We start from the raw sequence: 25,701 nt of genomic DNA, 5'->3' as shown, positions 1-25,701 counted from the left end.
GGCGGTCAGTGTAGGCCGATCTCCGCCTACAATCCCTCCCATGCCCCACCCGACCGGTCCGCGCCCGTCGCTGACGAGCCCCGAGGAGGCCCTGCGCCTCAACGGACTGGACGCCCTGTTCCACGGTCATCCGGACGGCGTCTGCGTGGTCGACGTCTCCGGCACCTTCGTCGAGTGCAACAGCGCGCTCGCCGCGCTGACCGGATACCCGGTCGAGGAGCTGACGGGGATGACGTTCTCGCGGCTGCTGCATCCGGCCTACATCGACTACACGCTGGCCCGTTTCGGTGAGGCGCTCACAGGCGACAACCGGCGGTACGTGACGCGCATCATCACGCGGGAGGGACAGACGCGTTCGCTGGATGTGACGATCATCCCGTTGCGCGGCAGCGACGACGAAGTGGCCGCCGTGCTGGCCATCGCACGGGACATCGGTGACGTCGAGCGGTCGGCCGCGGCGGCGGCCGGCAACGAGGCCCTGGTGCGGATGGCGGCGCGCATCGCCGGGTTCGCCGGCTGGGTCGTGGACGTGGCCACGGGCGAGATCGTCTGGAGCGAGGGCCTCTTCCGCCTGCTCGGGATGGAGCCGGGCCGCGTGCCCGTCGACGCGGAGGCGCTGGCGCTCTTCCAGCCGGAGGACCGGCGCGCCGTGCGGGCCGCGTTCCAGCGGACGGTGAACTACGGCGAGCCGCTCGATCTCCACGCGACGATCGTGGATGCGTCCGGTCGGCTGCTGCACGCGCACCTCGTCGGCGAGCCGGAGCGCAACGAGAACGGCGACATCGTGCGCATCAACGGTGCCTTTCACGACGTCAGCGCGCTGGTGCAGCACCGCGAGGAGCAGCGCGCGATGGCCCGGCTGCTGCGCAGTTCGCTCGACCAGGTGCACGATGCGATCGGCTTCGTCGACCGCTCCTGGCGGCTGACGTTCGCGAACTCCTGGGCCCTGCAACTGGTGGGGCTGGACGAGTCGCGGCTGCGCGACCGCACGATGTGGGAGCTGTTCCCGACGGCGCTCGGCAGTCCGTTCGAGAAGATCTACCGCGACGCCATGGAGCGGGGGACGGCCGGGAGCGCGCGTGCCTTCTCGCCGGAATGGGGTTCGTGGTTCGAGGTGGATGCGCATCCCACCGAGGAGGGCATCGCGATCATCGTGCGCGATGTCACGGAAGATCAGGAGGCGCGGCGCAAGTTGGAGCAGTACACGCGCCGCGTCGCGTCGCAGGCCGCTCTGCTGGACGCCGCGCGCGACGCGATCCTCGTCCGCGACCTCTCCGGTGTCATCCGCTACTGGAACCGTGGCGCGGAGACCATCTACGGCATCTCGGCGGCGGACGCCGTCGGCCGGTCCGTGCGCGACCTGCTGTACGAGGACCCGACGGAGTTCGACCGGGCGACCGAGGCGCTGCTGCGCGACGGCTTCTGGGTGGGCGAGCTGCGGCAGCGGCGGGTCGACGGGTCGGTCCTCCTCGCGGACTGCCGGTGGCAGTTGTCCCGCAGCGAGGACGGTGAGGTGACCGTCTTCGCCGTGAACTCGGACATCACGGAGCACCGCAGGCAGGAGGAGCAGCGCATCCGGGCGCAGCGCCTGGAGAGCCTCGGCACCCTGGCCGGGGGGATCGCGCACGACCTCAACAACGTGATGACGCCCATCCTCATGTCGGTGCAGTTGCTTCGCCGGGAGGAGGAGGACGCCCGTCGCCGCGACACACTCGACGCTCTGGATGCTGCGGCCCAGCGGGGCGCCGCGATGATCCGTCAGGTGCTCTCGTTCGCCCGGGGCACGGAGGGGCGGAAGGAGCTCGTCGACCTGACCGGGCTGCTCTGGGAACTCGAGCGGTTCTGCCACGAGACGCTGCCCAGACATATCGAGTTCCGATTGGAGGCGCCCGAAGGGATGCCGCCGGTCCTGGGCGACGGGACCGAACTGTTCCAGGTGCTCGTCAACCTGATCACGAACGCCCGCGACGCGATGCCTGACGGCGGAGTGCTGACCCTCCGAGCCGCAGTTCGCGACGACACGGTCCGGCTGGAGGTGACGGACACCGGGTCGGGGATGGATGACGCGACGCGCGCGCGCATCCTGGAGCCCTTCTTCACCACGAAAGAGACCGGGACCGGGCTGGGGCTGCCGACGTCCGCCGCGATCGTCACGGCGCACGGGGGAGAGCTTGAGGTGGACACCTCGCCGGGCGAAGGGACGACGATCGGATTCGCGTTGCCGGTCGCGAGGCTCGGGTTCGAGGCTCCGGCCGTCGTCGACGGGACCGCGCCACGGCCGGGCGACGGCCGACGCATCCTGGTGGTGGACGACGAGGCCGCGATCGGCGAGCTGGTGCGACAGACGCTCGACCACCACGGGTTCGTCACCGAGGTGGCGCAGGGCAGGGAGGCGCTGGAGCTGATCGCTGCGGGCCGGCGGTTCGACGCGGTGCTGACCGACATCATGATGCCCGGGGTGTCCGGCGATGTGATCGCCCGGCGCGTTGCCGAGGAGCAGCCGCAGGCGGCGGTCGTGCTGATGAGCGGGCTACTGCCCGGCCCGGCGGCGAGAGCCGCGATCGAACGCGACGGAGCGCACTTCCTTGCCAAGCCGTTCACCCCGGCGACTCTGCTCTCGACCCTCGACACGGCCTTGGAGCAGCGCGGCGACAGCGGAGCGGCCCCTCGAACGGATGAGGTGCTCCACTCGCTGCTGGAGCCGGCGCTTCGGGAGGCGGCGGAGGCGCTGGCGGCCGGTGCTCCGTCCGACGCCGAGCGGGATCGGCTGCAGCGACTGCTCGCGGCCGCGGCCGAGGCGTCGCAGCTCGCGCTCGGAGACCGTGCGCGCGACCCGCGCATCCACCGCATCGTCGGTGCGGCCGCGTCGTCGGCGATGGCGCTGTCCTTCGGCGCGGACGCGGTGCCTTCAGAGGATGTCCGGCAGCGGCTCCTGGACGGAGTGGCCCTCCTCACGGCGGGATCCCGGCCACCCGAAGACCGGGATCCCACCGACGAGGTGTCGCGGTGACGCCGCCATGGACCGGGGGGACGAGGCGACGTCGAGCACGCGACGAATCGATCTTCGGCGCGTGACGGCGGTGGTGCAACATCCCGCGACGACGGTTGTACGTTGCGCGAACAAAAAAGTAGCGCGGAGAGCGCTCTCCTGTGCGAAGCTTCAGACATGAAGGAATCTCACGCTGTCGAACTGACGGAGCCGGCGTCCGTTCACGGGCCGGGCCGCGCCCCGGCCGGGATGCCCCTCACGATCCGCCTCGGGGAGCGCGAATTCGCGGCCCTGGTCCGGATCGCCCGCTCGCGGGACACGACCGCCGCCACCCTCGTCGAACAACTCGTCCTTCACGCGCTCAGCAAGGCGGAAGTGCCCCCGCCCGCGGACTCTCACCCCGCCCGACGGCACACCACCTACGAAGAGGCGACGGCGGGCTTCCGCCAGGACGAACCCGTGAGGACCCCGCCCGACATGTGAGCCGTCGAGGAGGCACGCAGGGATCCTGGCACCGCTGCACAGCGGGCGTACAGTCCTGGGCGTGATCCATCGACATCTCGTTGCCGGGGTGTCGGCGCTGATCGTGATCGGCGCCCTCTCCGGCTGTTCAGCGGACAGCGCAGCGCGCGGCAGCCTGTCCCAGTCGGCCGGTACCGCGGCCTCCGCCGCGCGCGCCGCCGGGCTCGTTCTCGGCCTCGATGAAGACGACCACCTCCTGCCGACGGTCCTCGACACCGGCCTCTCCGATTCCGCCGACCGTCTGGGCCAGGAAGCGCAGACCGTCGCGACCATGACCGCGATCGGCGGGATCGGCGCCCGCCGCGACATCGTGCTCCGCGACATCCGCGCCGCCCAGGATGCCGTCGCGTCCGCTCAACGGGCGGTCGCGGCCGGACGCGATTCGGGGACCGTTCTCGACCGGCAGCGGCGCGAACTCGATCGTCTGGCGAAAGAGCTCGACACGGCATCCAAGCGGCTGGAGCAGGGATGAAGGCGCTCTTCGCCGTCGCGCTCGGCGTCCTCACGGCCATCGGCGGTTTCGTCGACATCGGCGACCTCGTCACCAGCAGTGTGGTGGGTTCGCGATTCGGGATGACGCTCAGCTGGGTGCTCCTGGTGGGCGTCATCGGAATCTGCATTTTCGCTCAGATGTCCGGGCGCGTGGCCGCGGTAAGCGGACGCGCGACGTTCGAGATCATCCGCGAACGGCTGGGCGCACGGATGGCCCTCGCCAACCTGTCCGCCTCCTTCCTGATCAACCTCCTGACCCTGGCCGCGGAGGTCGGAGGCATCGCGCTCTCGCTGCAGCTCGCCTCCAGCATCTCGCCCGCCCTGTGGTTCCCTGTGGTTCCCTGTGGCGGCGGTCGCAGTCTGGATCGTCGTCTGGCGGGTGAAGTTCTCGATCCTCGAGAACGTCACCGGGCTGCTGGGCCTCGCCCTGGTGGTGTTCGCCGTCGCGCTCTTCGCGCTCCACCCCGACTGGGCGTCGCTCGGTTCCCAGATGCTGCTCCAGCCCTCCCCGCACACCGACGAGTCGCCGGCGACCTACTGGTACTACGCGGTCGCCCTGTTCGGCGCCGCGATGACCCCGTACGAGGTGTTCTTCTTCTCCTCCGGGGCGATCGAGGAGAAGTGGAAGACGAAAGACCTCGCGCAGTCCCGGGTCAACGTGCTGGTCGGCTTCCCGCTCGGCGCCCTGTTGTCGCTGTCGATCGCGGCGTGCGCCGCCGTCGTCCTGCTGCCGAAGGGGATCGCGGTGGATTCGCTGTTCGAGACAGCGCTGCCGGTCGCCCAGGCGCTGGGCAAGATCGGGCTCATCGTCGCCATCCTCGGCTTCGTCGCCGCGACGTTCGGCGCAGCGCTCGAGGTGACCCTGTCGAGCGGGTACACGCTGGCGCAGTTCTTCGGCTGGCCGTGGGGCAAGTTCCGGCGGCCGGCGTCGGCATCCCGGTTCCACGTGGCGATGATCCTGTCGCTGGTGGTCGCCCTGGGCATCCTCTTCACCGGGGTGGATCCCGTTCAGGTGACCGAGTTCTCGGTCGTCTTCTCGGCGATCGCGCTGCCGCTGACCTACCTGCCCATCCTCATCGTCGCCAACGACCCCAAATACATGGGGGACAAGGTGAACGGCAGGGTGACGAACTTCTTCGGGCTGATCTATCTGGGCATCATCCTGGTGGCGTCGATCGCTGCCATTCCTCTGATGATCGTAACGGGAGCCGGAGCATGACGAAACAGCGCGACCTTCCCTCGCCGCCGCCGGTGGCCGGCCGCGTCCTCGACCCCGGGCTCGACCTCCTCGACCGGCAGATCCTCGACCCGGACGGCGTGCCGGTCAGCACGGTCGACGACCTGGAGCTGTCCACGCCGGAGGACCTCGCACGCCTCGACGCCGAGCACCCGCCGATCGTCACGGCGCTTCTCACTGGGCCCATCCTGCTGACCCGCGTGTTCGGCGGCCGCCTGCCGGACTCCCGCTTCATCCGCATCCCCTGGAAGGTCGTCTCCGACGTCGAGATCGTCGTCACGGTCGGTGTGGCGGCCGACTCACTCGACGCCAGCTGGACGGAGAGGTGGATGCGCGATCACGTGATCGGACACATCCCGGGAGGCCGCCATGATCCTGAGTGACCTGCTCGGCAACACCGTGCTCACGGCGGAGGGCGAACGCGTCGGCGAGGTGGTGGATGCGCGCCTCGCCCTCGACGGACCGCCGGACGGCCTGCTCGTGGCAGCCCGGCTGTACGGGTTGGTCGTCAGCCCGCACTCGCACAGCTCGTTCGCGGGGTACGAGCGGAGCGGGGTGAACGCGCCGGCACTGGTCGCGCGGTTCCTCCGCTGGCGCGAACGCGGCTCCGTCCTGGTGCTGTGGCCGGATCTGGCGTCGATCGGGGACGATGTCGTGCGGCTGCGCCCTGACGCGACGCTCTACTCGCCGCGGCTGAAGGGTCCGGGCGACTGAGACCGGCGATGGCTGAGACCGCGGATGTCAAGGGCTCATGCCGACAGCCGGTCGATGGTTGCCTGATCCAGTGACGAAAGGAGTCATCATGACCACCGCTGATCCTTCCGACCGGGCCTTCGCCGACCGCGACGACCGTCGCTACGCAGGCACCGCCGTCCAGAAGGCCGCGCTGATCGCGGGGATCGTGTTCCTCGTGGTCGGTCTCGCGGGCTTCATCCCCGGGCTGACCACCGACTACGGCGACATGTCGTTTGCGGGGCACGATTCCATGGCGCTGCTCCTGGGCGTCTTCCAGGTCTCGGTCCTGCACAACCTCGTCCACCTTCTCTACGGCGTCGCCGGGATCGCGTTCGCGCGATCGCGGATGGGGTCGCGCAACTACCTGGTCATCGGCGGCGTGGTGTACGCGGTGATCTGGGCGTACGGGTTGTTCTTCAGCGGCGACCACCCGGCGAACTTCGTCCCGGTGAACAGCGCAGACAACTGGCTGCACCTGTTCCTCGCGGTGGCGATGATCGCCCTCGGCGTCTTCCTGAGCCCGCGCGGCGCGGGCGTCGACCGGCCAGCCACCAGGGTCTGAGGCGAGCGGATGGGCGACAGCAGCCTCAGGTTCGTGCGCGACGGCTACCTTTTCGGGACGCGCGGCTTCCGCGCCGCGGGCAGCGACCGGTTCCGCACGCGCCTCCTCGGCCGCCCGGTGCTGGTGATGCGCGGGGCGGACTCGGCGCGCTTCTTCTACGAGGGCGGCCGGTTCTCACGTGCGGGTGCGATGCCCCGTTCCGTGCTGAAGGTGCTGCAGGACGTGGGAAGCGTCCAATCGCTCGAAGGGGATGCGCATCGCCGGCGCAAGGAGCTGTTCATCGGCCTGCTGAGCGGGCCGTCGGGCGAGGCGCTGGTGGACCGCTTCCGCGAGGAGTTGCGGCGAGCGGTGGCCGACAGCGGCGGCGCAGAGGTCGTGATGCTGGACCTCTTCCACGACGTCCTCACGCGCGCCGTCACCGCCTGGGCAGGGCTCCCTGAGTCGGTCTCCGCCGACCTGCGACGCAGCGGAGTGCTCGCGCAGATGGTGGAGGCGGCGGGCATGGTGGGCCCCGGGAACTGGGCTGTCCGGTGGAGGCGGTCCGCGGCCGAGCGGATGCTCGCCGAGACGGTCGTACAGGAGAGGGCGACGCCTGCGGCGCCGGACGGTTCCGCGCTCGCCGTGGTGGCTGCGTACACGGAGCCGGACGAGTCCGGACGGTCGGGGTCAGCGGAAGAGGCGCCGCTTCCGCCGGAGGTCGCAGCAGTCGAACTCCTGAACCTGCTGCGTCCGACCGTCGCGATCGGCCGGTACCTCACCTTCGCCGCTCTCGCACTGCACCGGCACCCCGGCTGGCGTGACGACCTCGCGGCGGGCGACGACATCGGGGTGCGCTGGTTCGCCCAGGAGGTGCGGCGGTTCTACCCGTTCTTTCCCGTCATCGGCGGCCGCGCGACGCGCGACCTGGAGTGGCAGGGCGAGCGGGTTCGCACCGGCGACTGGGTGCTGCTCGACCTGTACGGCACAACCCACGATCCGGCGATCTGGGAGCAGCCGGACCGCTTCCTGCCCCAGCGCTTCGACGGCCTGATCGTGGAGCCGAACACCCTCATCCCGCAGGGCGGCGGCGGCATGCACGCGGACCACCGCTGCCCGGGCGAGCCGGTAACGATCGACCTGCTCGAGGAGGGCATCCGGATGCTCACCCGCGAGCTGCAGTACGAGGTCCCGGAGCAGGACCTGCGGGTCAGCCTGCGCACCTTCCCGGCCCGACCGGAGAGCGGGTTCGTCGTGAAAGGCCTCCGCGAGACCCAGCGGGCCGCCGCGTGACGGTCGACGCCGAATACGTCCTCCCGCTTCGGTGGACGGACGACGCCGGGCTCGACGAGCTGGTCGCCTACCTGACGGACCTGCGCGACCTCATCGACGTGACGGTCGTCGACGGCTCGTCGCCGGAGCGGTTCGCCGCTCATGCGCGTGCGATTCCGGCCGGCGTCCGGCATCTCCCCGTCGACCCGTGGCCCGGGCACAACGGCAAGGTCGCGGGCGTGATGACCGGGCTTCGCGGGGCGCGTCACGATCGCGTCGTGATCGCCGACGACGACGTGCGCTACGACGAGGGGGCGCTCCGTGCGGTGGTCGGGATGCTCGACACCGCCGACCTCGTCCGCCCGCAGAACGTGTTCGTCCCGGCGCCCTGGCATGCGCGCTGGGACACGGGACGCACCCTCCTCAATCGCGCGCTCGGGCACGACTACCCTGGCACGCTCGCCCTGCGGCGGCGGATCGTCATCGACGCGGGTGGGTACGACGGCGACGTCCTGTTCGAGAACCTGGAGCTCATCCGCACCGTGCGGGCCGCGGGCGGCCGGGTCGTGGCGGCCGACCGGATCGGCGTGGTGCGCCGGCCGCCGGAGGTGCGCCACTTCCTGCGGCAGCGCGTGCGGCAGGCGTACGACGACTTCGCCCAGCCGGCGCGCCTGCTGACCGAACTGGCCGTGCTGCCGCTCGTGCTGCTCTCCGTGCGCCGGCCACGCCGGTTGCTGGCGGGCATCGCCGTGGTGGTCGCGCTGGCGGAGTTCGGACGGCGGCGGGCGGGCGGTCGACGCCTCTTCGCGGCGACCGCGGCGCTGTGGGCGCCGCTGTGGCTCGCGGAGCGCGCCGTCTGCGTGTGGCTGGCGCTCGCATCCCGGCTCCGCGGTGGTGTCCGGTACTCCGATGGCCGCTTACGACGGGCGGCGACCCCCCTCCGCGAGCTGCGCCGCCGCCGTGCAGAGCACGCAAGCCGCGCGGGGGCAACCACTTGACCGGCGGCCCTCCCGCCGGTTCTCTCGAGGTATGACACCACGCATCACCCCGCGGGGGCCGGTGAGCGAGGCGCTGCTCGACGCGCTGCGAACCGCACCCTCCGCCGCTTCGGACGACGTCGTCCGATTCTCCGACAACGCCGGCGCCGCGCTCGACGCGCAGCCGGACCTTCTCACCGATGACGACCTCCAGCTCACCCTGCTGCTGCTCTACGGGCTCCACTACGGCGGCACCGTCGACGCCGACGACGAATGGGAGTGGAACCCCGAGCTGCTGCGCGTCCGCCGCACCATCGAGCGCGAGTTCGAGCGCCAGCTGCGGGCACGCGTCCCGGTCGGCGACCTCCCCGAGCCGAACGCGGACGCTGTCGCGGCGTACCTGTTCGACCTCACGTCCGAGGACGGCGGCCCCAGCCTCTCCCGCTACCTCGCCAAGAAGGCGACCGAGGAGCAGGCGGTGGAGTTCGTCATCCAGCGCTCCATCTACACGCGCAAAGAGGCCGACCCGCACTCGTGGGCCATCCCGCGACTCACCGGGCGTGCGAAGGCCGCGCTGGTGGAGGTGCAGGCGGACGAGTACGGCGGCGGCCGGCCCGAGCGCATCCACGCGGAGATCTTCGGCCGGACCATGCGCAACCTCGGGCTCGATGACGCCTACGGCGCCTACATCGACAACGTGCCCGCGATCACCCTCGCGTCGTTCACGATGATGTCGATGTTCGGGCTCAACCGGTCGCTGCGCGGCGCCATCACCGGTCACCTGGCGGCGTTCGAGATGACCTCGTCCATCCCGAACCGCTTCTACGGCAACGGGTTCCGGCGACTGGGCCACGACGACGACGTCACCTGGTACTACGACGAGCACGTCGAGGCGGATGCGGTGCACGAGCAGATCGCCGGCCGCGACCTGGCCGGGGGGCTGGCGGAGCAGCATCCCGAACTGCTGCCTGACATCGTCTTTGGCGCCGCCGCCTGCCTCTACGTCGACGGCCTCGCCGCCCAGCACATGCTGGAGAGCTTCGAGGCGGGCCGGAGTTCGCTCCGCCAGCCGGTGGCGGTGCCCGCATGAGTGGGCACGACGAGGAGCCGGTCATCGTCGCCTGCCCGGACGGGCCCCTGCTCGTCCGCGGCCACATCGACCTGACGACCCCCGACGGGACCCCGATCGAGCAGCGCCGGCGTACGGTCGCGCTGTGCCGGTGCGGGGTGTCGACGATCAAGCCGTTCTGCGACGGCAGCCACAAGTCGGTGCACTTCCGCACCGACACCTGACCGAACGAGAAGGAGTGAAAATGTCCGACCAGCGGAACACCGAAGACGACCGTCACGACGACGACACCAAGGCGGAGCAGCAGATCATCGACAAGCCTTCGCAGGCGGAAGGCGACGAGGGCGACAGCGACGCCGGTTAGGGTTCATGCATGACGACGGAGAACATCACCGATCTCGGTGAACGCATCGCCGACCTCGCGTCGTCCGCCGGCATGACCATCGCGGTCGCCGAGTCGCTGACCAGCGGCGCGATCGCCTCGGCGCTGGGTGCTTCCCCTCAGGCCGGCGACTGGTTCGCGGGCGGAGTCGTTGCGTACTCCGAGCACGTCAAGTTCGACGTGCTCGGAGTGACGCCCGGACCCGTCATCACGGCGGAGTGCGCCGAGCAGATGGCGTCGGGTGTGGGGCGGCTGCTGTCGGCGGACGTGGTGGCCGCCGTGACGGGCGCGGGCGGACCCGGACCGCAGGAGGGCAAGGATGCGGGCACCGTGTTCCTCGCGCACGGCATGCCCGACGCTGTGCACGTGGAGGAGCTCCACCTGGACGGCGACCCGGAGGACGTCGTGAAGGGCACCGTGGATGCGGCCCTCCGCGCGCTCGCCGCAGACCTGGAGGAGGCCCGACGGTGAGCGACGGCGAGGATGCCGCCCCCGGCGACGGCCGCAACGAGACCAGGGAGCAGCGCGCCGACCGCAACTGGAACGAGCTGTTGCAGGAGTTCCGCGTCTTCCAGACCGGCACGCAGATCCTCGCGGCGTTCCTGCTGACGCTGCCCTTCCAGCAGCGCTTCACCCAGTTGTCGCCGTTCGACCTCGGCGTCTACCTGGTCCTCGTCTTCCTCGCGGTCATCACCACCCTGCTGGCGCTGGCGCCCGTCGCCCTGCACCGGCTGCTGTTCCGGCAGCGGGCGAAAACCGAACTGGTGGGGCTCGGCAGCAAGATCCTGATCCTGTGCCTGGCGGCGGCATCCCTGCTGTTCACGGGCATCGTGCTGTTCATCGTGGACTTCCTGCTCACCCCGACCGCGGGGCTGATCGCGGCGGGCTGCGTCTTCGTGCTGCTGCTGGTGATCTGGGTGGTGCTGCCGTTGGTGATCCGGGCGCAGCGGCGGAGGCACGCGGGAGTCCAGTGACGGGCCAAAGTCCTGAATACAGGACCCACCCCGCCGTCCTGTTTTCAGGAGTCTGCGGCTCTTCGGTGTAGCTATGCCCTTTACTCAGGACATGGCTGCACGCGAACACGCCAGAGTCCTGAATACAGGACCCGAGGGGCCGGGCCCGTATTCAGGACGCGCCACGACAGGCCCCGAGGGGCCGGGCCCGTATTCAGGACGCGCCACGACACGACCCGAGTGGCCGGGCCCGTATTCAGGACGCGCCCGCAAACCGCACCCACCCCCGCATCCTGAGAACGCGCGAAGGATGCCCCCCGGGGATTGAATCGCCGCCGCACTGAGCCGACAGTGGCTGCATGGACCAGCCAACGACGGTGTCCGCAGGAGACCGATCCCGTATTCAGGACGTGTGGGGCCACCGGACCCCCTTCGCACAGGGCGCCCTGTGGCCCGAGCGCCCCGACCTCATGCTCCAGGAGGGCCTCAGCGAGAGCGATGTGGACGCGTGGGTGCGCAGCGCCTGCGTCCTCTGCAGCAACGGTTGCGGCTGCGACATCGCGGTCAAGGACGGTCGGATGGTCGGCATCCGCGGCCGCACGGACGACCCGATCAACCGCGGCCGGCTCGGACCGAAGGGCCTCTACGCCAGCTGGGAGGGGATGCGTGGGCGCGACCGCCTGACGCATCCGCTCGTCCGCCGCGACGGGGAGCTGGTGCAGGCGACGTGGGATGAGGCGATGTCCGCGATCGTCGACCGCAGTCGCGCACTGCTGAATGAGATCGGGCCGCTGAGTCATGGCTTCTACACGTCCGGGCAGCTCTTCCTCGAGGAGTACTACGCGCTCGGCGTGATCGGGAAGGCCGGCATCGGCACCCCGCACATGGACGGCAACACCCGCCTCTGCACCGCGACCGCCGCATCCTCTCTGAAGGAGACGTTCGGCGCCGACGGCCAGCCGGGATGCTACGACGACATCGACGAGTGCGACGCGATGTTCCTGTGGGGGCACAACCTCGCCGCCACCCAGACCGTCACCTGGGCGCGTGTGCTCGACCGGCTCGCCGGTCCCAATCCGCCGCGGCTGGTCGTCATCGACCCGCGGCGCACGGCCACGGCCGAGCAGGCCGAGGTGCACCTGGCACTCCGCCCCGGAACCAACCTCGCCCTCCTGCTGAGCCTCGAGCGTGAGCTGATCGAGAACGGGTGGATCGACGACGACTACGTCTCCGCCCACACCATCGGCCTCGACGAGCTGAAGGGGCAGGCGGAGCAGTGGACGCCCGAGCGCGCCGCCGAGGTCTGCGGCGTGGCGGCGGACGACATCCGCCGGGCCGCCCGCATCTTCGCCAAGTCGCCGCGCGTCCTGTCCACGGTGCTGCAGGGCTTCTACCAGGCGCCGCAGGCGACCGCGTCGGCGTGCCAGGTCAACAACCTGCACCTGCTGCGCGGGATGCTCGGCCGGCCCGGCGCGGGCATCCTGCAGATGAACGGGCAGCCCACCGCGCAGAACAACCGCGAGTGCGGCGCGGACGGCGACCTCCCGGGCTTCCGCAACTGGGAGAACGAGGAGCACGTGAAGCAGCTCGCCGAACTGTGGGGCGTCGACCCGCTCGTCATCCCGCACTGGGCGCCGCCGACGCACGCGATGCAGCTGTTCCGGTACGTGGAGCAGGGCTCCATCCCGTTCCTGTGGGTGTCGGCGACGAACCCGGCGGTGTCGTTGCCGCAGCTGCCGCGCATCCGCGAGATCCTGGCCAAGCCGGAGCTGTTCCTCGTCGTGCAGGACCTCTACCTGACCGAGACGGCGCAGCTCGCCGACGTGGTGCTGCCTGCCGCAGGCTGGGGCGAGAAGACGGGCACCTTCACGAACGCGACGCGCACTGTCCACCTCTCCGAGAAGGCGGTGGAGCCGCCGGGGGAGGCGCGGGCCGACCTCGACATCTTCCTCGAGTACGCCAAGCGGATGGACTTCCGGCGCTCCGACGGTGCGCCCCTGATCGAGTGGGAGGGTCCGGAGGACGTCTACCGGGCCTGGCAGGAGTGCTCGCGCGGCCGGCCGTGCGACTACACCGGGATCTCGTACGACGACCTGCGACGCGAGTCGGGCATCCAATGGCCACGCCGGGAGGGCGAGACGGAGAGCGTGACGCGCCTGTACGCCGACGCGGACTTCCCGTCGCACGCCGACTACTGCGAGAGCTTCGGCCACGACCTCCTCACGGGCGCGAGCGTCGGCGAGGAAGCGTTCCGCGCGCTCCGGCCCGACGGTCGGGCGCTGCTCAAGTCGGCCCCGTACTCAGGACCGCACGAGCCGCCGGACGACGAGTTCCCGCTGCAGCTGACGACCGGCCGTAGCGTCTACCACTTCCACACCCGCACGAAGACGGGCCGCAGCCCGGAACTCGAGGATGCCGCCCCACACGTCTGGGTGGAGCTGGCCGCATCCGACGCGGAGTCGCGCGGCGTCGCGGAGGGCGACGTCGTCGAGGTGGTCTCGCGGCGCGGGCGACTGGTGGCGCCCGTCCGGATCGGCAAGGCGCGCAACGGCACGGTGTTCGCGCCCTTCCACTACGGGTACTGGGATGCCCCGCCGGGGGCCGAGGAGCGGCACCCCACCGCGGCGAACGAGCTCACCGCCACCGAGTGGGATCCCGTCTCGAAGCAGCCCGTCTTCAAGTCGGCCGCTGTTCAGGTGCGAAAGCTGGATGCGGCGGGAGGCGCGTCATGAAGCTCCCGGTCTATCTGACGCTGCTCGCCGAGTCGGAGTCGACGCTCGCCCGGTCGTTCCGGCAGGTGGCCGACGCGCACGGCGACGAGCCGGATGTCCACTTCCTCTGCCTCACGCTCGCGCAGCAGTGCGAGAGCCACCGCGAGAAGCTCGATCCGGTGATCGAGCGGTTCGGCGCCGCGGGAACGGACGATGAGCCGGAGCGCCTGCACGCGGACGCCATCGAGGAGGCGCGCTCCGGTCCGCTCGGGCTGCTCCGCGACCTGCAGGACCTCTACCTGCTCGCCAGCCTGACCGACGTCACCTGGACGATGGTGAAGCAGGCGGCCCAGGCGTTGCAGGATGCGCATCTCCTCGAGGTGATCTCCGGCTGCGAGCACGAGACCTCGGTCCAGCTCCGCTGGCTGATGACCCGGATGAAGCAGGCCGCCCCGCAGGCCCTGATCGCGGCGAGGTGAGCACCCGATGAAGCCTTCACTGCTGTCGCGCGCGTCCCAGCGGGCGGGCGAGGCAGGCGCCGGCGTCTACACCGCTGTGCTCTCGTTGATCGTGCTCGCCGCCTCCGGAGCGATCGGGCTGCTGCTGAGCTCGCCGTGGTTGTTCCCCAGCCTCGGCCCGACCGTCATGCTCATCTTCGGCGCTCCCTCGGATAAATCCTCGCGACCGGTGAACGCCGCCGTCGGCCACGCCGTGGGCATCGTCGCCGGGGTGGCGTGCCTGTTCCTGTTCGGGATGAACGGCAAGCCGTCGGCGCCGTCTGCCGGGCTCAGCGTGGGGTACGTTCTCGCGGGCGCGCTCTCGGTCGCGATCACGGCGTTCGTGCTGCATGCGCTGAAGCTGCAGCATCCACCCGCCGGGGCCACTACGCTGATCGTCAGCCTGGGCGTCATCGCCACACCGCCCGGGATACTGGCGATGGCGGCGGCGATCGCGTTCACGATCATCGTCGGGTGGGGCGTGAACTGGGCTCTGGGCGAGCGCCCGGCGGGGGTGGTCGGATGACGGGTGTCGCGGCGGTGATCGTCGTCGCCGGAGGTCGGTCGAGCCGGTTCGGCTCGGACAAGCTCAGCCACCGGGTGGGCGACGCCACGCTTCTCGAGCGGACAGTGGATGCCGCGGGTGCGGCCGGACGCGTGGTGCTCGTGACGGCGGCGGAGGTTCCGGCCGGCGTCGCGGTCGCGGTGTCGGAGAGTCCCCGCTGGGGCGGGCCGTGCGCGGCGATCGCTGCGGGGGTGGATGCGGTGGTGCGGGATGCCCTGGTATCGGATGCGGCGGTGCAGGACGCGCCCGCCGGCGACGTCCTGATCCTGCCCGCCGACCTCGCCGATCCGCATGCCGCCACCGCAGCGCTGACCGCCATCGAGGAGGGCATCCTCACCGACGCCGACGGTCACCCGCAGTGGCTGCTCGCCCGCGCCCCGCTCGCCGCGCTGGAACGACGTGCGGCCGAACTGCGGCAGGAGCGCGGCGCGCTCGACGGGCTGTCCGCGCGCGACCTGCTCGCTGTCGTCCGCGGCCGTCACGCCGTCGCCGGACCGGTCTGGACCGACATCGACACCCCGGACGACCTCTCCGCAGCGGGCCTGCCCGCCCCCGACGCGACCACCCTCCCACCCGCTGACCCCCCTAGGAGCCACGCCATGGAACCGTCCGAACTCGACGCCTGGGCCGACGAGGCCGCCGCTGTCGTCGGCACCCGGCTGGACCCGGGCGATGTCGCCGCGGTTCTCGATCTGGCCAGGGATGCGGCCCACGGCATCGCGCGCCCGGCCGCGCCGCTGACGACCTTCATCGCCGGGATCGCCGTCGGCCGTGGCCAACCCCTGGCGGAGGCCGTTGCGGCACTTCTCGCCGCGATCGACCGGCGGTCGTCGTGACCTCCTGGCGGGAGGCGCGGCGGATCGCGGAACAGCTGGGACGCGAGACGCCGACCCGGGTGCTGACCGTGCCGGTCGGCCGGGCGGCCGGTCTCGTCCTCGCGGCGGACGTCCGCTGCGGGCGCCCGCTGCCTCCCTTCGACAACTCCGCGATGGACGGCTGGGCGGTTGCCGGCGACGGCCCGTGGCGCGTGGGCGAGCCCGTGCTCGCGGGCAGCATCCCTCCGGCGCTTCCCCTCGTGCCGGGCGAGGCCCGCCCCGTCGCCACCGGTGCGCCCGTGCCGCCGGGGACGCTGACGGTGCTTCGCACGGAGGACGCCGTGGTGGAGGGCGCAGCAGCGGACGAGGGCGCCGACCTTCTCGATGTGCACGGTTCGTGGATCCCGGGCCGCGATATCCGGCGGGCGGGCGAAGAGGCGGATCAGGGGGAGGTGCTGCTCACCGCGGGGTCGGTGCTCACGCCTCCCGCTCTGGGCCTCGTCAGCGCTGCCGGCGTGCGGCACGTGGACGTCTCGTCGCCGCCGCTCGTGACCTTCGTGGCGATCGGGGACGAACTCGCCGGTGCGGAGCCTGCCCCCGGTCAGCTCATCGACAGCCTGACCCCGATGATGCCGTCGGTGCTCGCCGGCCTCGGCGGGCGCTGCGCAACGACCGCGCGGTCACTGGATCGCCCCGCCGAGGTGGCCGCGGCGATCCGCCGTGCCCGCACCGAGACCGTGGTCACGTCAGGCGGAACAGCACACGGCCCGGCCGACCCGGTGCGGGAGGCGCTCGACCGGCTCGGGGCGCGCATCCTGATCGACGGGATGGACCTGCGGCCCGGCGGCTCGCTCCTGCTGGCCCGTTTGGATGACGACCGTCACGTGCTGTCGCTGCCGGGCAATCCGCTCGCCGCCCTCGTGGCGCTGCTCGTGGTCGGCTGGCCGCTGCTGCAGGGCCGGCTCGGTCGCGCGGCACCCGAGCTCGCGCCTTGCGCTGCCCCGACCGGATTCGCGGCCGACGACCGCGAGCGGGCGGTGGCCTGCGCGCTCGTGGACGGGGTACCCGTCGCCGTCCCGTACCAGCGGTCGGGGATGCTCCGCGGGATCGCGTCCGCATCCCACCTCGCGCTCGTCGGCAAGGCCCAGGCGGAGCTGTTGCGGCTCCCCTGGGCCTGCGACTGAGCGGTCTGGTCGTTACGGCGTCGGCATCCCGCCGGTCACCGCGAGAGTCTCGCCGAGGACGTAACTCGACTCCGGCGAGGCGAGAAAGACGTACGCGGGGGCGAGCTCGGCCGGCTGACCTGCGCGCCCGAGCGGGGTCTGCTGCCCGAACTCGGGGATCGCCTCGGGCAGCTGGCCCTTGCTGACCTGCAGCGGCGTCCAGATGGGGCCGGGTGCGACGGCGTTCACGCGGATGCCCTTCGGCGCGAGCTGCTGGGCGAGGGCCTTGGTGAACGCGTTGATCGCGGCCTTGGTCGTCGCGTATTCGACGAGCTGCTCGCCCGGCTGATACGCCTGGATGGACGTCGTGTTGATGATCGTGGCACCGGCCGGGAGGTGCGGGAGCGCCGCCCGGGTCAGCCAGAACATCGCGTAGACGTTCGTCTTCATCGTGTGGTCGAACTGGTCGTCGGGAACATCGGTGAGACTCTCGGTGGCGACCTGCTTGCCGGCGTTGTTCACCAGGATGTCGATCCCACCGAGCTCCGTCGAGGGCGCGGCGGACGATCTCGTCGCTGAACGCACGCTCCTTGAGGTCGCCCGCGATGGTGACCGCGGTGCGGCCGGCGTCACGGATGATCCCGGCGATGCGCTGCGCATCCTCTTCCTCCTCGGGCAGGTAGACGATCGCGACGTCGGCTCCCTCGCGGGCGAAGGCGATGGCGGTCGCTGCGCCGATCCCGGAGTCGCCGCCGGTCACGATGGCCTTGCGTCCGGTGAGGCGGCCGGTGCCGACGTAGCTGTCCTCGCCCAGGTCGGCGGCCGGATTGAGGTCGCTTTCGAGGCCGGGCTCCGGAACCTGCTCCTCGTCGGGAGAGATGGACGGATAGCGGTCGACGGGGTTGTCGAAGGTGTACTGGTTCTCTGGCATACCCCTCACGCAATCACGCCTCGCGCGCGCGTCCAGGGGGATGCATCCCGCCCGCCCCTGGGGTACTGGGCCGCGCCTGACACTTTCCGGGTGACGGGGTCGGAGATGTTGCGCGATGGCGGAGCGTGTGCCAGCATTGAGACGGATTGATACCGGTACCAAAACGGATCGGTGGAGGGAGACACATGCTGGGCTTCAACGAAGAGGAATACCTGGAGCAGGTGCGGAGCACCGTCGCGCTCCGGTCGCAGATCGAGGAGCTGGCCGAGCGCGTGAGCGCAGGCCGCTGGAAGAACATCTACTTCATCGGCGCGGGCGGCACCTACGCCGCTGCGCTGCCGTACGAGCGCTTCTTCCAGACGCGCTCCGCGTTCCCGGTGCGCGCTGTCATCGGCAAGGAGTTCGTGCTCGCGCCGGACCCGCAGTTCGGCCCCGACTCGGTCGCGATCTTCGCCTCCGTCTCCGGTACGACCGAGGACATCCTCGACTGCGTCGAGTTCGCCCGCGAGAAGGGCGCCCTGACCATCGGCTTCACCGGTCAGGCCGACAGCCCGATCGCATCCGCCGTGGATGAGGTGCTCCTGTCGGCGCCCAAGGCGTGGCCGTTCGACGTGCAGTTCCTCACCTTCGGCGCGAAGCTCCTCTCGCTGCGCGGCGAGTTCGAGGGCTATGACCGTCTCGTGAAGGACCTCGAGGCGATCCCGGAGGCGCTGATCGCGGTGACCAAGCAGGCCGACCCGATCGGCAAGGCGTTCGCCGAGAAGCACGCCGAGAACGACTACCACTTCCTGACCGGCGCCGGCCAGCTGTGGGGCTTCACCTACCTCTACTCGATGTGCATCCTCGAGGAGATGCAGTGGCTCAAGACGACGCGCGTCCACGCCGCCGAGTTCTTCCACGGCTCGCTGGAGCTCATCGAGAAGGACACCAGCATCATCGTGTTCGCGGGCGAGGATGAGACCCGGCCGCTCACCGACCGCGTCATCTCCTTCGCCAAGGAGTACAGCGACGACGTCACCGTCATCGACACCAAGGACTACGAGCTCCCGGGTGTGAGCGACGAGTTCCGCGGCCTCCTGGCGCCGATCGTCGTGGATGCGGTCGTCGACCGCTTCAGCAAGCACCTCGCCCAGGTGCGCGACCACTCCCTCGACCTGCGCCGCTACTACCGCGTCGTGGCGTACTGAGCAGGCACCGATGAGCACGGTGCGCGTCCTCGGTCTCGGGGACAACATCGTCGACCGGTTCGTCGACCGCGGGGTCGAATACCCGGGCGGGAACGCCGTGAACGTCGCGGTGTTCGCCCGGCAGCTCGGCGCCGAGGCCGCCTACCTCGGGGTCTTCGGCGACGATGAGCAGGGGCGCTTCGTGCGGCAGGCCATCGAGGACTGCGGGGTCGACACCTCGCGGTCCTCGGTGCGCCCTGGCCCGAACGGCGTGACGGAGATCGAGACGGTCGACGGCGAGCGACGGTTCCTCGGCTGGAACCACGGCGGCGTCACGCTCAGCGATCCGGTCGTGCTGGGAGAGGAGGACGTGCGCTACGCGGCGGGCTTCTCGCTCATCCACTCGAGCGCGTACTCCGGCGTCATCCCGGAGCTGCCGAAGCTCAGCGCCACGCGGACGCTGCGGTCGTACGACTTCTCGTCCGAGCCGGAGTACCGCACCGGGGAGTACCTGGATGCGGTGGGCCCGTGGATCGACCTGGCCCTGGTCTCGCTCGGCGGGATGTCGCGCACTGACACGTGGGCGGAGCTGCGGCGCATCGCGTCGCACGGTCCGTCCCTCGTGCTCGGGACCCTGGGCGACGCCGGAGCCGTGCTGTTCGACGGCGACGCCTACTACTACTCGGACGCGGCCCCCGTGCCGGGTCCGTTCGTCGACACGATGGGCTGCGGCGACGCGTACGTGAGCGCGTTCGTGGTTGAATTGCTGCGGTCCGGCTGGCGCAGGAATGCGCGACCGGGTGGCGCGGCGTTGCACCGGTCGATGCGACGTGCGGCGCAGTTCGCCGCACGGCAGTGCACGGTCGAGGGGGCGTTCGGTCACGGACGCCCGGTCGACGAGACGGCACGGACGGTCGGCTCGCTACCGCCGGTGGCGGCGGGCGACGTGGGCTGAGGGCGTGAGCCGCCCCGGATCAGGAAGGGGTGGCGATGTCCACGGAACGCGACCACCGCATCCCGTCGCCGACGATCTCCGAGGTGGCGGCAGCGGCCGGTGTCGGCCGCGCCACGGTCGCGCGCACGCTCGGCGGCTACGGGTCGGTCAGCCCGAAGACGCGTGACCGCATCCTCGCCGTCGCGAAGGAGCTCGGCTACCGCCCGAACTCGATCGCGCGGAGTATGACCACCGGCGAGACGCGGACGCTCGGCGTCGTGCTGGCCGACGTCGGCAACCCGTTCTTCGCGGGCGTGCTGCGCGGCATCAGCGATGCCGCCCGCAAGGCCGACTACGACGTGCTCGTGCTGAGCACCGACGAGGATCTGCAGCTGGAGGCGGCGGCCATCGAGGTGCTCGTCGACAAGCAGGTCGACGGGATCGCCTTGGCGCCGGCCGCGGGCCGCACGGCCGAGCTGCCGCACCTCGACATCGTCGCCAAGCGCGAGATCCCGCTGGTGCTCCTCGACCGGCTGGTGGACACGGTGGAGGCGGACGCGGTCGTCATCAACAACCGCGAGGCGTCGCGGCAGGCCGTCACGGCGCTGATCGAGCGCGGCCACCGGCGCATCGCGTTCGTCTGGGGGCCGGTCACGAATGAGCCGGCGGCCGACGCGGACGACCTCCGCCGCATCCTCGACCACGCCCTGTGGAGCGATGGCGAGCGTCTGCTCGGGTACCTGGATGCGCTGGAGCTCGCCGACATCCCGTTCGACACGTCGCTGGTGACGCACGTGCTCAAGAACGAGTCGCAGGCGACCAGGGCGGTGCTCGGGATGCTGTCCCTCTCGGACGCGCCGACCGCGATCTTCGCGACCGAGACGGATGCGCTGACCGGTTCGCTGCGCGCGATGCGGCAGCGCGGGCTGCGCTGCCCGGAGGACGTGTCGCTGATCGGCTTCGACGACAGCTCGTGGGCGAGCGTGATGACTCCGCCCATGTCCGTCGTCGCCCAGCCCATGCACCAGCTCGGAGAGCTGACCGCGGAGTGCCTGCTCGCGCGGGTCGCCGGCAGCGACGCACCGGTCGCCACGCATGTCCTCGAGGCCGACTTCGTGGAGCGCGACTCCGTCGCGGCCCCGCCCCGCCGCTAGCGCGCCCGTCACCCTCGCGTCTCGCCCCCCGCCCTCACCTTCGTGAGGTGCTCGCAGTTGCGCCCGACACGCCGCGCACGACCGCACTTGCGAGCACCTCACGAGACGGCGGAGGGAACGGCAGACGGAGCACCCTTCGTTGGTCAGTGTTGATACCGGTACCAAAATCACGTATAGTCATCGCAACCGGCCGCAGGAGCGGCCCAGAACCGATCCAAAGACGGGTCAGCGGACACCCCCACCGCACGACCCGCACGACGGGAGATGAGCGTGAAGAAGATCAGGACCATCACGGCAGCGGCGGCGGGCGTCATGGCGCTCGCGCTCACTGCCTGCTCCTCCGGCGGCGGCGGCGCATCGGCGGACATCTCGGCGAAGCCCGACTACTCCGGCAGCATCAGCATCCTCACCGCCGCAGCGGGCGACCCGCTCGGCTCGTACTTCGAGAACCTGGTGAAGGACTACAAGAAGCTCCACCCCGACGTGAAGATCACGCTGGCGCAGGAGACCGACGACAACGCGATCAAGGACAAGGAGAAGGTCCTGATCGGGTCGCAGTCGCTGCCCGACATCTACTTCAGCTACGCCGGCAACTGGGGCGAGAACTTCGCCGCCAACGGCCTCGCCGTCGACCTCAGCTCCGTCATCGCGCCCGGCACGACCTGGGGCGACACCTTCGGCGAGGGATCGCTCAACGCCTTCAAGTACGACGGCAAGTACTACGGCATCCCGCAGTACGTCGACGGCAAGTTCATGGGCTACAACAAGAAGATCTTCGCCGACCTCGGCCTCGATGTGCCGAAGAGCCTCGACGACCTGATCTCCGACTGCTCGACCATCAAGGCCGCCGGCTACGTGCCCGTCGCCTTCGGCAACAAGGACGGCTGGCCGGGCCTCCACTACCTCGGACAGCTCTTCGCGTACGACGTTCCCCAGAAGACCCTCCAGGCCGACCTGCTGCCGAAGACGGCGAAGTACACCGACGAGGGCTACTTGAAGGGCATGAAGCAGTTCCAGCAGCTGGTCACCGAGTGCACCGGAGACGCCGGGAACTCCAACGGCGTCACCTACACGACGGCTCAGCAGCAGCAGGCGACAGGCAAGGCCGCCATGTACTACCAGGAGCTCATCGAGTTCGACTCCGTCAACACGAAGGACAGCCAGCTCAGCAAGGACGGCTTCGGGATCTTCCCGCTCCCGGCCGCCGAGGGAGCGAAGGGCGACACTTCCACGCTGGAGGCGGCTCCCGAGGGCTACATGATCAACAAGAAGAGCAAGAACGCCGCTCTCGCCCTCGACTTCATGAAGTTCGTCATGAACAAGAAGAACGCGACGACGCTCTCCTCCCCGCCGTACGGCCAGCCGAGCGCGGTGAAGGATGTGGTGACCGACCAGATCGCGACGCCGGCCGTCGCCGAGGGCACCAAGCTGGTCAACGACGCGAAGTCCACGGTCGTCTGGCTCGACATGGCCAACGTCCCGTCTGTCGGCGACGCGTGGGTCTCCGTGTCCGAGGGTCTCGTCTCCGGCAGCCTCACCCCTGAGGCGGCTCTGAAGGCCGTGCGACAGGCGTCCGAGAAGGCGAAATGACTACCACCCAGGCGCCTCAGGCCCCCGTGGGGCCGCGTCCGATCCCCACCAAGGGATCCGGGCGCGGCCGCACGGCCGCAGCTCCCGGCGACGCGTCCCCGCGCGCGGCGCAGCGCGGCGTCACTCGCTGGCGGGGCCTCGTCTGGCTGATCCCGGCGCTGGCCGTCCTGGCGGTCTTCGTCTACTGGCCGCTGCTGCAGAACATCGTCTTCAGCTTCCTGAAGTGGAACATCTACAGCGGCGAGCAGACCTTCGTCGGCGGAGACAACTACGCCGACCTGGCTCAGGATCCCGTGTTCTGGCGGGCCCTCGGCAACAACACCTGGTACGCCGCCCTGTCGATCGTGTTCCAGGTCTTCGGCGCTCTGGTGCTGGCCGCGATCGTCGAGAGCGTGCGCAACGAGCGCTGGCGCAAGGCGTTCCGGGCGATCTACTTCATCCCCTCGGCGATCTCGCTGACCGTCGCGGGCCTCCTGTTCTACTTCATCTACCAGCCGCAGACCGGGATGCTGAACGTCTTCCTCGACAACGTCGGGCTCGGGCAGTTCTCGCAGGCGTGGCTGGGCCACGAGGGCACGGCGATCTTCGCGATCATCGCGATGAGCCAGTGGCAGGGCTTCGGCTACAGCGTCCTGCTCTTCTCGGTGGCGCTGCAGCGCATCCCGCAGGAGCTGTACGAGGCGGCGAACCTCGATGGCGTGGGGCCGGTCCGCCGGTTCTTTCAGGTGTCGCTGCCGCTGGTGCGGGAGATGACCGGCCTGATGATGATCGTCACGATCTCGGGGGCCTTCCAGGTCTTCAACGAGGTCATGGTGATGACCAGCGGGGGCCCCAACAATTCCAGCCAGGTGCTCGGCACGTGGCTGTACCACGCCGGTTTCGTCACCAACGACTTCGGCTCGGCGGCCGCGATCGGCGTCGCCATCTTCGTCATCACCCTGCTGCTGGCCGCCGCCCAGCTGGCCTACTCGCGCAAGAGGAGAGTGGAATGGTAGTCCTCGCCCGTCTCGGCCGCGGCGTCCGCGCCGCCCTCGTCTGGACGCTCCTGGTGGCCCTGGCCGTCATCGTCCTGTACCCGCTGCTGTGGATGGTGACGAACGCCCTGAAGACCAACGCGGAGCTGTTCGGCAACCCGTTCGCGCTGCCCACCGAGTGGCTGTGGCGCAACTTCGCGAGCGCCTGGCGTCAGGGCGTCGGCGACTTCGTCCTCACCAGCGTCTCGCTCACCGTCATCGCGACGCTCATCACCGAGCTGATCAGCGCGTGGGCGGCCTACGGCCTGACGCGGGTGAACATCCCACTGAACCGCACCTTCACTGTGATCGTGCTCGCCGGGCTGATGCTCGCGCCGACCGTCGCGCTGATCCCGCTGGTGAAGCTCTTCCAGGCCTGGGGGCTGTACGACACCTTCTTCGGGCTGCTGATCCTGTACACGGCGTTCCGCATCCCGTTCACCGTCTTCCTGATGCGGGCGTACATGCTCGACCTGCCGCGGGAAGTGGATGAGGCCGCGTCGATCGACGGCGCCTCGCGGGCGGCGACGTTCTGGCGCATCATCCTGCCGATGAGCATGCCGATCGTTGCGACGACCATCGTGCTGAACGTGCTGCAGAACTGGAACGAGTACCTGTTCGCGATGATCTTCACCAGCGGAACGGGCGTCCAGACCCTGCCGGTGGGCCTCGCCGACATGATGTCGAAGAACGGCACGCAGTATCCGGTCGTCTTCGCCGGGATGGTGATGGCCGCGCTCCCGATGGTGATCCTGTTCTTCGTGTGCCAGCGCTATTTCGTGCGCGGACTCGCCGGCGGCGTTGGCAAGTAGCGGGGTGCGGACGTACCTGGAGCTCGTCCGCGTCCCCGGCGTCCTGCGGGTCACGGTCTCGCAGCTGGTGGCGCGCTTCCCGCTCGGGATGCTGTCGCTGGCCGTGCTGCTGCACGTCCGGCACGCGACCGGGTCGTACGCCCTCGCGGGGCTCGTGGTCGCCAGCGTGAGCGTCGGCGAGGCTGTGGCCATGCCGCTGGTGAGCCGCTCGGTCGGCGTGCTGGGCATCCGCCCGCCGGTGCTGGCCGCAGCCGTGCTGAACGCGACCGGGATGCTGCTGCTCGCGTTCGGCCCGTCGGAGCCCGCGCTGCTCATCGTGCTGGGGGTTGTGATCGGCGCCTCCGTCCCGCCGCTGATGCCGGTCGTCCGCGCGCTGTACCCGCGGCTGGTGCCGCGTCGGGCGGTACCGGCCCTGTTCGCCCTCGATACGTCGGCGCAGGAGCTGATCTGGATCACGGGGCCGGTCGCCGCGACGCTGCTCAGCGGCACCGTGTCGACGCAGGCACCGCTCGTGCTCGCCGCCGCCGTCACCCTGGGCGGGACCGTCTGGTTCCTGCTGACCCCGCACATCGCGGGCGTCCGGCTGCCGCGCAGCGAGTCCCGGCCGGGCACCGTGCTGCTCACCCGCGCTGTGCGGCTGGCCGCAGCATCCAGCTTCGCCCTCATCGCGTCGTTCGCCGCTCTGGAGATCGCGCTGGTCGCGCGGTTCGACGGTCACGGGGTGCTCGCCGGTCTCGCCATCGCCGTGTCGAGCCTCGGTTCGCTGATCGGCGGCATCGCGTTCGGGCACCGGCGCATCGGTCCGAAGGGGCTCGCCGCCGTACTCGGCGGCGTGGCCGTCGCGACGGCGGCCGCGGGGCTCGTGCCGGGCATCCCGCTGCTCTACGGTGTGCTGTTCCTCTCGGGGCTGGGCTTCGCGCCCTCCCTCGCGGCGCTCTATGCCATGGTCTCGGGTGCTCTCCCCGAGTCGTCGACGCCGGAAGCGTTCGGCTGGCTCAACACGGCCGGCCTGGTGGGGGGCGCAGCCGGTACGGCCGTCGCCGGGGTGCTCGGCGACGCGCTGGGCCCCGCCGGCCCGTTCGTCGCGGCGACCGCCGCCTCGGTCGTCGCCGCCCTCCTGCCCCTCACGCCCGGCCTCCGCCCCCGCGCCTGAAGAGAGCGAAGCCGCCCGGACCACGCGGGTG

25 protein-coding genes and 2 pseudogenes are annotated in these 25,701 nt (G+C 70.5%); 26 read left to right on the top strand and 1 reads right to left on the bottom strand.

The window, feature by feature from the left end; translation table 11 throughout:
• The first annotated feature begins 40 nt into the window (after positions 1–40).
• The 19 genes and pseudogenes from AB4Z18_RS17630 to AB4Z18_RS17540 all read left to right on the top strand — a co-directional run bounded on the left by AB4Z18_RS17630 (position 41) and on the right by AB4Z18_RS17540 (position 16,938).
• Positions 41–3,010: a PAS domain S-box protein gene (locus AB4Z18_RS17630; RefSeq protein ID WP_441784065.1), complete on the top strand. Its 2,970-nt coding sequence runs from the start codon at positions 41–43 to the stop codon at positions 3,008–3,010.
• Positions 3,011–3,166: 156 nt separating this feature from the next.
• Complete coding sequence (locus tag AB4Z18_RS17625) at positions 3,167–3,472, top strand: hypothetical protein (RefSeq protein WP_441784064.1); 306 nt, start codon at positions 3,167–3,169, stop codon at positions 3,470–3,472.
• Positions 3,473–3,533: 61 nt separating this feature from the next.
• Positions 3,534–3,983, top strand: coding sequence for a hypothetical protein (locus AB4Z18_RS17620; protein ID WP_441784063.1), 450 nt, complete (start codon positions 3,534–3,536; stop codon positions 3,981–3,983).
• Positions 3,980–4,276: pseudogene (locus tag AB4Z18_RS17615) on the top strand (divalent metal cation transporter); the annotation flags it as partial. The gene AB4Z18_RS17620 and the pseudogene AB4Z18_RS17615, both read left to right, overlap by 4 nt.
• 70 nt (positions 4,277–4,346) lie before the next feature.
• The gene (locus AB4Z18_RS17610) at positions 4,347–5,222 is read left to right on the top strand and encodes an NRAMP family divalent metal transporter (RefSeq protein ID WP_441784062.1); all 876 of its coding nucleotides are present in this window, start codon (positions 4,347–4,349) and stop codon (positions 5,220–5,222) included.
• Positions 5,219–5,623, top strand: a complete 405-nt coding sequence (locus AB4Z18_RS17605) for a hypothetical protein (protein ID WP_441784283.1) — start codon at positions 5,219–5,221, stop codon at positions 5,621–5,623. The genes AB4Z18_RS17610 and AB4Z18_RS17605 overlap by 4 nt, the downstream gene beginning before the upstream one ends.
• The gene (locus tag AB4Z18_RS17600) at positions 5,610–5,954 is read left to right on the top strand and encodes a PRC-barrel domain-containing protein (RefSeq protein WP_441784061.1); all 345 of its coding nucleotides are present in this window, start codon (positions 5,610–5,612) and stop codon (positions 5,952–5,954) included. The genes AB4Z18_RS17605 and AB4Z18_RS17600 overlap by 14 nt, the downstream gene beginning before the upstream one ends.
• Positions 5,955–6,042: 88 nt before the next feature.
• Complete coding sequence (locus AB4Z18_RS17595; RefSeq protein ID WP_441784060.1) at positions 6,043–6,537, top strand: DUF4383 domain-containing protein; 495 nt, start codon at positions 6,043–6,045, stop codon at positions 6,535–6,537.
• A 9-nt stretch (positions 6,538–6,546) separates the two neighbouring features.
• Positions 6,547–7,806 carry a cytochrome P450 gene (locus AB4Z18_RS17590; RefSeq protein WP_441784059.1) on the top strand — a complete coding sequence of 420 codons (1,260 nt, stop codon included), beginning with the start codon at positions 6,547–6,549 and terminating at the stop codon, positions 7,804–7,806.
• The gene (locus tag AB4Z18_RS17585; RefSeq protein WP_441784058.1) at positions 7,803–8,783 is read left to right on the top strand and encodes a glycosyltransferase; all 981 of its coding nucleotides are present in this window, start codon (positions 7,803–7,805) and stop codon (positions 8,781–8,783) included. Before AB4Z18_RS17590 ends, AB4Z18_RS17585 begins: the two co-directional genes overlap by 4 nt.
• Positions 8,784–8,814: 31 nt before the next feature.
• Entirely contained in the window at positions 8,815–9,852 is a 1,038-nt protein-coding gene (locus AB4Z18_RS17580) for an iron-containing redox enzyme family protein (protein WP_441784057.1), read from the top strand.
• Positions 9,849–10,055: a CDGSH iron-sulfur domain-containing protein gene (locus tag AB4Z18_RS17575; RefSeq protein WP_441784056.1), complete on the top strand. Its 207-nt coding sequence runs from the start codon at positions 9,849–9,851 to the stop codon at positions 10,053–10,055. Before AB4Z18_RS17580 ends, AB4Z18_RS17575 begins: the two co-directional genes overlap by 4 nt.
• A gap of 149 nt (positions 10,056–10,204) precedes the next feature.
• Complete coding sequence (locus AB4Z18_RS17570) at positions 10,205–10,684, top strand: CinA family protein (RefSeq protein ID WP_441784055.1); 480 nt, start codon at positions 10,205–10,207, stop codon at positions 10,682–10,684.
• On the top strand, positions 10,681–11,187 hold the full coding sequence (locus AB4Z18_RS17565) for a DUF6328 family protein (protein WP_441784054.1): 507 nt from the start codon (positions 10,681–10,683) through the stop codon (positions 11,185–11,187). The genes AB4Z18_RS17570 and AB4Z18_RS17565 overlap by 4 nt, the downstream gene beginning before the upstream one ends.
• A gap of 338 nt (positions 11,188–11,525) precedes the next feature.
• Positions 11,526–13,898, top strand: a complete 2,373-nt coding sequence (locus AB4Z18_RS17560) for a molybdopterin oxidoreductase family protein (RefSeq protein WP_441784053.1) — start codon at positions 11,526–11,528, stop codon at positions 13,896–13,898.
• Entirely contained in the window at positions 13,895–14,356 is a 462-nt protein-coding gene (locus tag AB4Z18_RS17555) for a hypothetical protein (protein WP_441784052.1), read from the top strand. Before AB4Z18_RS17560 ends, AB4Z18_RS17555 begins: the two co-directional genes overlap by 4 nt.
• A gap of 7 nt (positions 14,357–14,363) precedes the next feature.
• Positions 14,364–14,900, top strand: a complete 537-nt coding sequence (locus tag AB4Z18_RS17550) for an HPP family protein (protein WP_441784051.1) — start codon at positions 14,364–14,366, stop codon at positions 14,898–14,900.
• Positions 14,897–15,775 (top strand): DUF6457 domain-containing protein, encoded by an 879-nt coding sequence (locus tag AB4Z18_RS17545; protein WP_441784050.1) that lies wholly within the window; start codon positions 14,897–14,899, stop codon positions 15,773–15,775. Before AB4Z18_RS17550 ends, AB4Z18_RS17545 begins: the two co-directional genes overlap by 4 nt.
• Positions 15,772–16,938, top strand: coding sequence for a molybdopterin molybdotransferase MoeA (locus AB4Z18_RS17540; protein WP_441784049.1), 1,167 nt, complete (start codon positions 15,772–15,774; stop codon positions 16,936–16,938). Before AB4Z18_RS17545 ends, AB4Z18_RS17540 begins: the two co-directional genes overlap by 4 nt.
• Before the next feature lie 12 nt (positions 16,939–16,950).
• Here AB4Z18_RS17540 and AB4Z18_RS17535 read toward each other — a convergent pair.
• Positions 16,951–17,848 (bottom strand): annotated as a pseudogene (locus tag AB4Z18_RS17535) (glucose 1-dehydrogenase).
• Between the two features lie 185 nt (positions 17,849–18,033).
• Between AB4Z18_RS17535 and AB4Z18_RS17530 the strand changes: the two are divergent.
• The 7 genes from AB4Z18_RS17530 (at position 18,034) to AB4Z18_RS17500 (ending at position 25,670) form a co-directional block, all read left to right on the top strand.
• Positions 18,034–19,035, top strand: coding sequence for an SIS domain-containing protein (locus AB4Z18_RS17530; RefSeq protein WP_441784048.1), 1,002 nt, complete (start codon positions 18,034–18,036; stop codon positions 19,033–19,035).
• A 10-nt stretch (positions 19,036–19,045) separates the two neighbouring features.
• Positions 19,046–19,969, top strand: coding sequence for a PfkB family carbohydrate kinase (locus tag AB4Z18_RS17525; protein WP_441784047.1), 924 nt, complete (start codon positions 19,046–19,048; stop codon positions 19,967–19,969).
• 35 nt (positions 19,970–20,004) lie between these two features.
• Positions 20,005–21,102 (top strand): LacI family DNA-binding transcriptional regulator, encoded by a 1,098-nt coding sequence (locus tag AB4Z18_RS17520; RefSeq protein WP_441784046.1) that lies wholly within the window; start codon positions 20,005–20,007, stop codon positions 21,100–21,102.
• Between the two features lie 264 nt (positions 21,103–21,366).
• A complete protein-coding gene (locus tag AB4Z18_RS17515) occupies positions 21,367–22,692 on the top strand; it encodes an ABC transporter substrate-binding protein (protein WP_441784045.1) in 1,326 nt (441 codons plus the stop codon).
• On the top strand, positions 22,689–23,687 hold the full coding sequence (locus tag AB4Z18_RS17510; RefSeq protein ID WP_441784044.1) for a carbohydrate ABC transporter permease: 999 nt from the start codon (positions 22,689–22,691) through the stop codon (positions 23,685–23,687). The genes AB4Z18_RS17515 and AB4Z18_RS17510 overlap by 4 nt, the downstream gene beginning before the upstream one ends.
• Positions 23,681–24,517, top strand: a complete 837-nt coding sequence (locus tag AB4Z18_RS17505) for a carbohydrate ABC transporter permease (protein ID WP_441784043.1) — start codon at positions 23,681–23,683, stop codon at positions 24,515–24,517. Before AB4Z18_RS17510 ends, AB4Z18_RS17505 begins: the two co-directional genes overlap by 7 nt.
• A gap of 4 nt (positions 24,518–24,521) precedes the next feature.
• Positions 24,522–25,670, top strand: coding sequence for an MFS transporter (locus tag AB4Z18_RS17500; protein ID WP_441784042.1), 1,149 nt, complete (start codon positions 24,522–24,524; stop codon positions 25,668–25,670).
• The last annotated feature ends 31 nt before the right edge of the window (positions 25,671–25,701 follow it).

The sequence above is a fragment of the Leifsonia sp. 2TAF2 genome (genome assembly GCF_052115085.1).
In the GTDB taxonomy this organism is placed as follows: domain Bacteria; phylum Actinomycetota; class Actinomycetes; order Actinomycetales; family Microbacteriaceae; genus Leifsonia.
Note: the sequence above shows the minus strand (reverse complement) of the source record. Positions and strands in the feature narration are given on the sequence as shown.

Coding starts and splice junctions, on each gene's coding strand:
- AB4Z18_RS17630 (WP_441784065.1), top strand. CDS start 41: ATGCCCCACCCGACCGGTCCGCGCCCGTCGCTGACGAGCCCCGAGGAG.
- AB4Z18_RS17625 (WP_441784064.1), top strand. CDS start 3,167: ATGAAGGAATCTCACGCTGTCGAACTGACGGAGCCGGCGTCCGTTCAC.
- AB4Z18_RS17605 (WP_441784283.1), top strand. CDS start 5,219: ATGACGAAACAGCGCGACCTTCCCTCGCCGCCGCCGGTGGCCGGCCGC.
- AB4Z18_RS17600 (WP_441784061.1), top strand. CDS start 5,610: ATGATCCTGAGTGACCTGCTCGGCAACACCGTGCTCACGGCGGAGGGC.
- AB4Z18_RS17595 (WP_441784060.1), top strand. CDS start 6,043: ATGACCACCGCTGATCCTTCCGACCGGGCCTTCGCCGACCGCGACGAC.
- AB4Z18_RS17590 (WP_441784059.1), top strand. CDS start 6,547: ATGGGCGACAGCAGCCTCAGGTTCGTGCGCGACGGCTACCTTTTCGGG.
- AB4Z18_RS17580 (WP_441784057.1), top strand. CDS start 8,815: ATGACACCACGCATCACCCCGCGGGGGCCGGTGAGCGAGGCGCTGCTC.
- AB4Z18_RS17575 (WP_441784056.1), top strand. CDS start 9,849: ATGAGTGGGCACGACGAGGAGCCGGTCATCGTCGCCTGCCCGGACGGG.
- AB4Z18_RS17570 (WP_441784055.1), top strand. CDS start 10,205: ATGACGACGGAGAACATCACCGATCTCGGTGAACGCATCGCCGACCTC.
- AB4Z18_RS17560 (WP_441784053.1), top strand. CDS start 11,526: ATGGACCAGCCAACGACGGTGTCCGCAGGAGACCGATCCCGTATTCAG.
- AB4Z18_RS17555 (WP_441784052.1), top strand. CDS start 13,895: ATGAAGCTCCCGGTCTATCTGACGCTGCTCGCCGAGTCGGAGTCGACG.
- AB4Z18_RS17550 (WP_441784051.1), top strand. CDS start 14,364: ATGAAGCCTTCACTGCTGTCGCGCGCGTCCCAGCGGGCGGGCGAGGCA.
- AB4Z18_RS17545 (WP_441784050.1), top strand. CDS start 14,897: ATGACGGGTGTCGCGGCGGTGATCGTCGTCGCCGGAGGTCGGTCGAGC.
- AB4Z18_RS17530 (WP_441784048.1), top strand. CDS start 18,034: ATGCTGGGCTTCAACGAAGAGGAATACCTGGAGCAGGTGCGGAGCACC.
- AB4Z18_RS17525 (WP_441784047.1), top strand. CDS start 19,046: ATGAGCACGGTGCGCGTCCTCGGTCTCGGGGACAACATCGTCGACCGG.
- AB4Z18_RS17520 (WP_441784046.1), top strand. CDS start 20,005: ATGTCCACGGAACGCGACCACCGCATCCCGTCGCCGACGATCTCCGAG.
- AB4Z18_RS17515 (WP_441784045.1), top strand. CDS start 21,367: ATGAGCGTGAAGAAGATCAGGACCATCACGGCAGCGGCGGCGGGCGTC.
- AB4Z18_RS17510 (WP_441784044.1), top strand. CDS start 22,689: ATGACTACCACCCAGGCGCCTCAGGCCCCCGTGGGGCCGCGTCCGATC.
- AB4Z18_RS17505 (WP_441784043.1), top strand. CDS start 23,681: ATGGTAGTCCTCGCCCGTCTCGGCCGCGGCGTCCGCGCCGCCCTCGTC.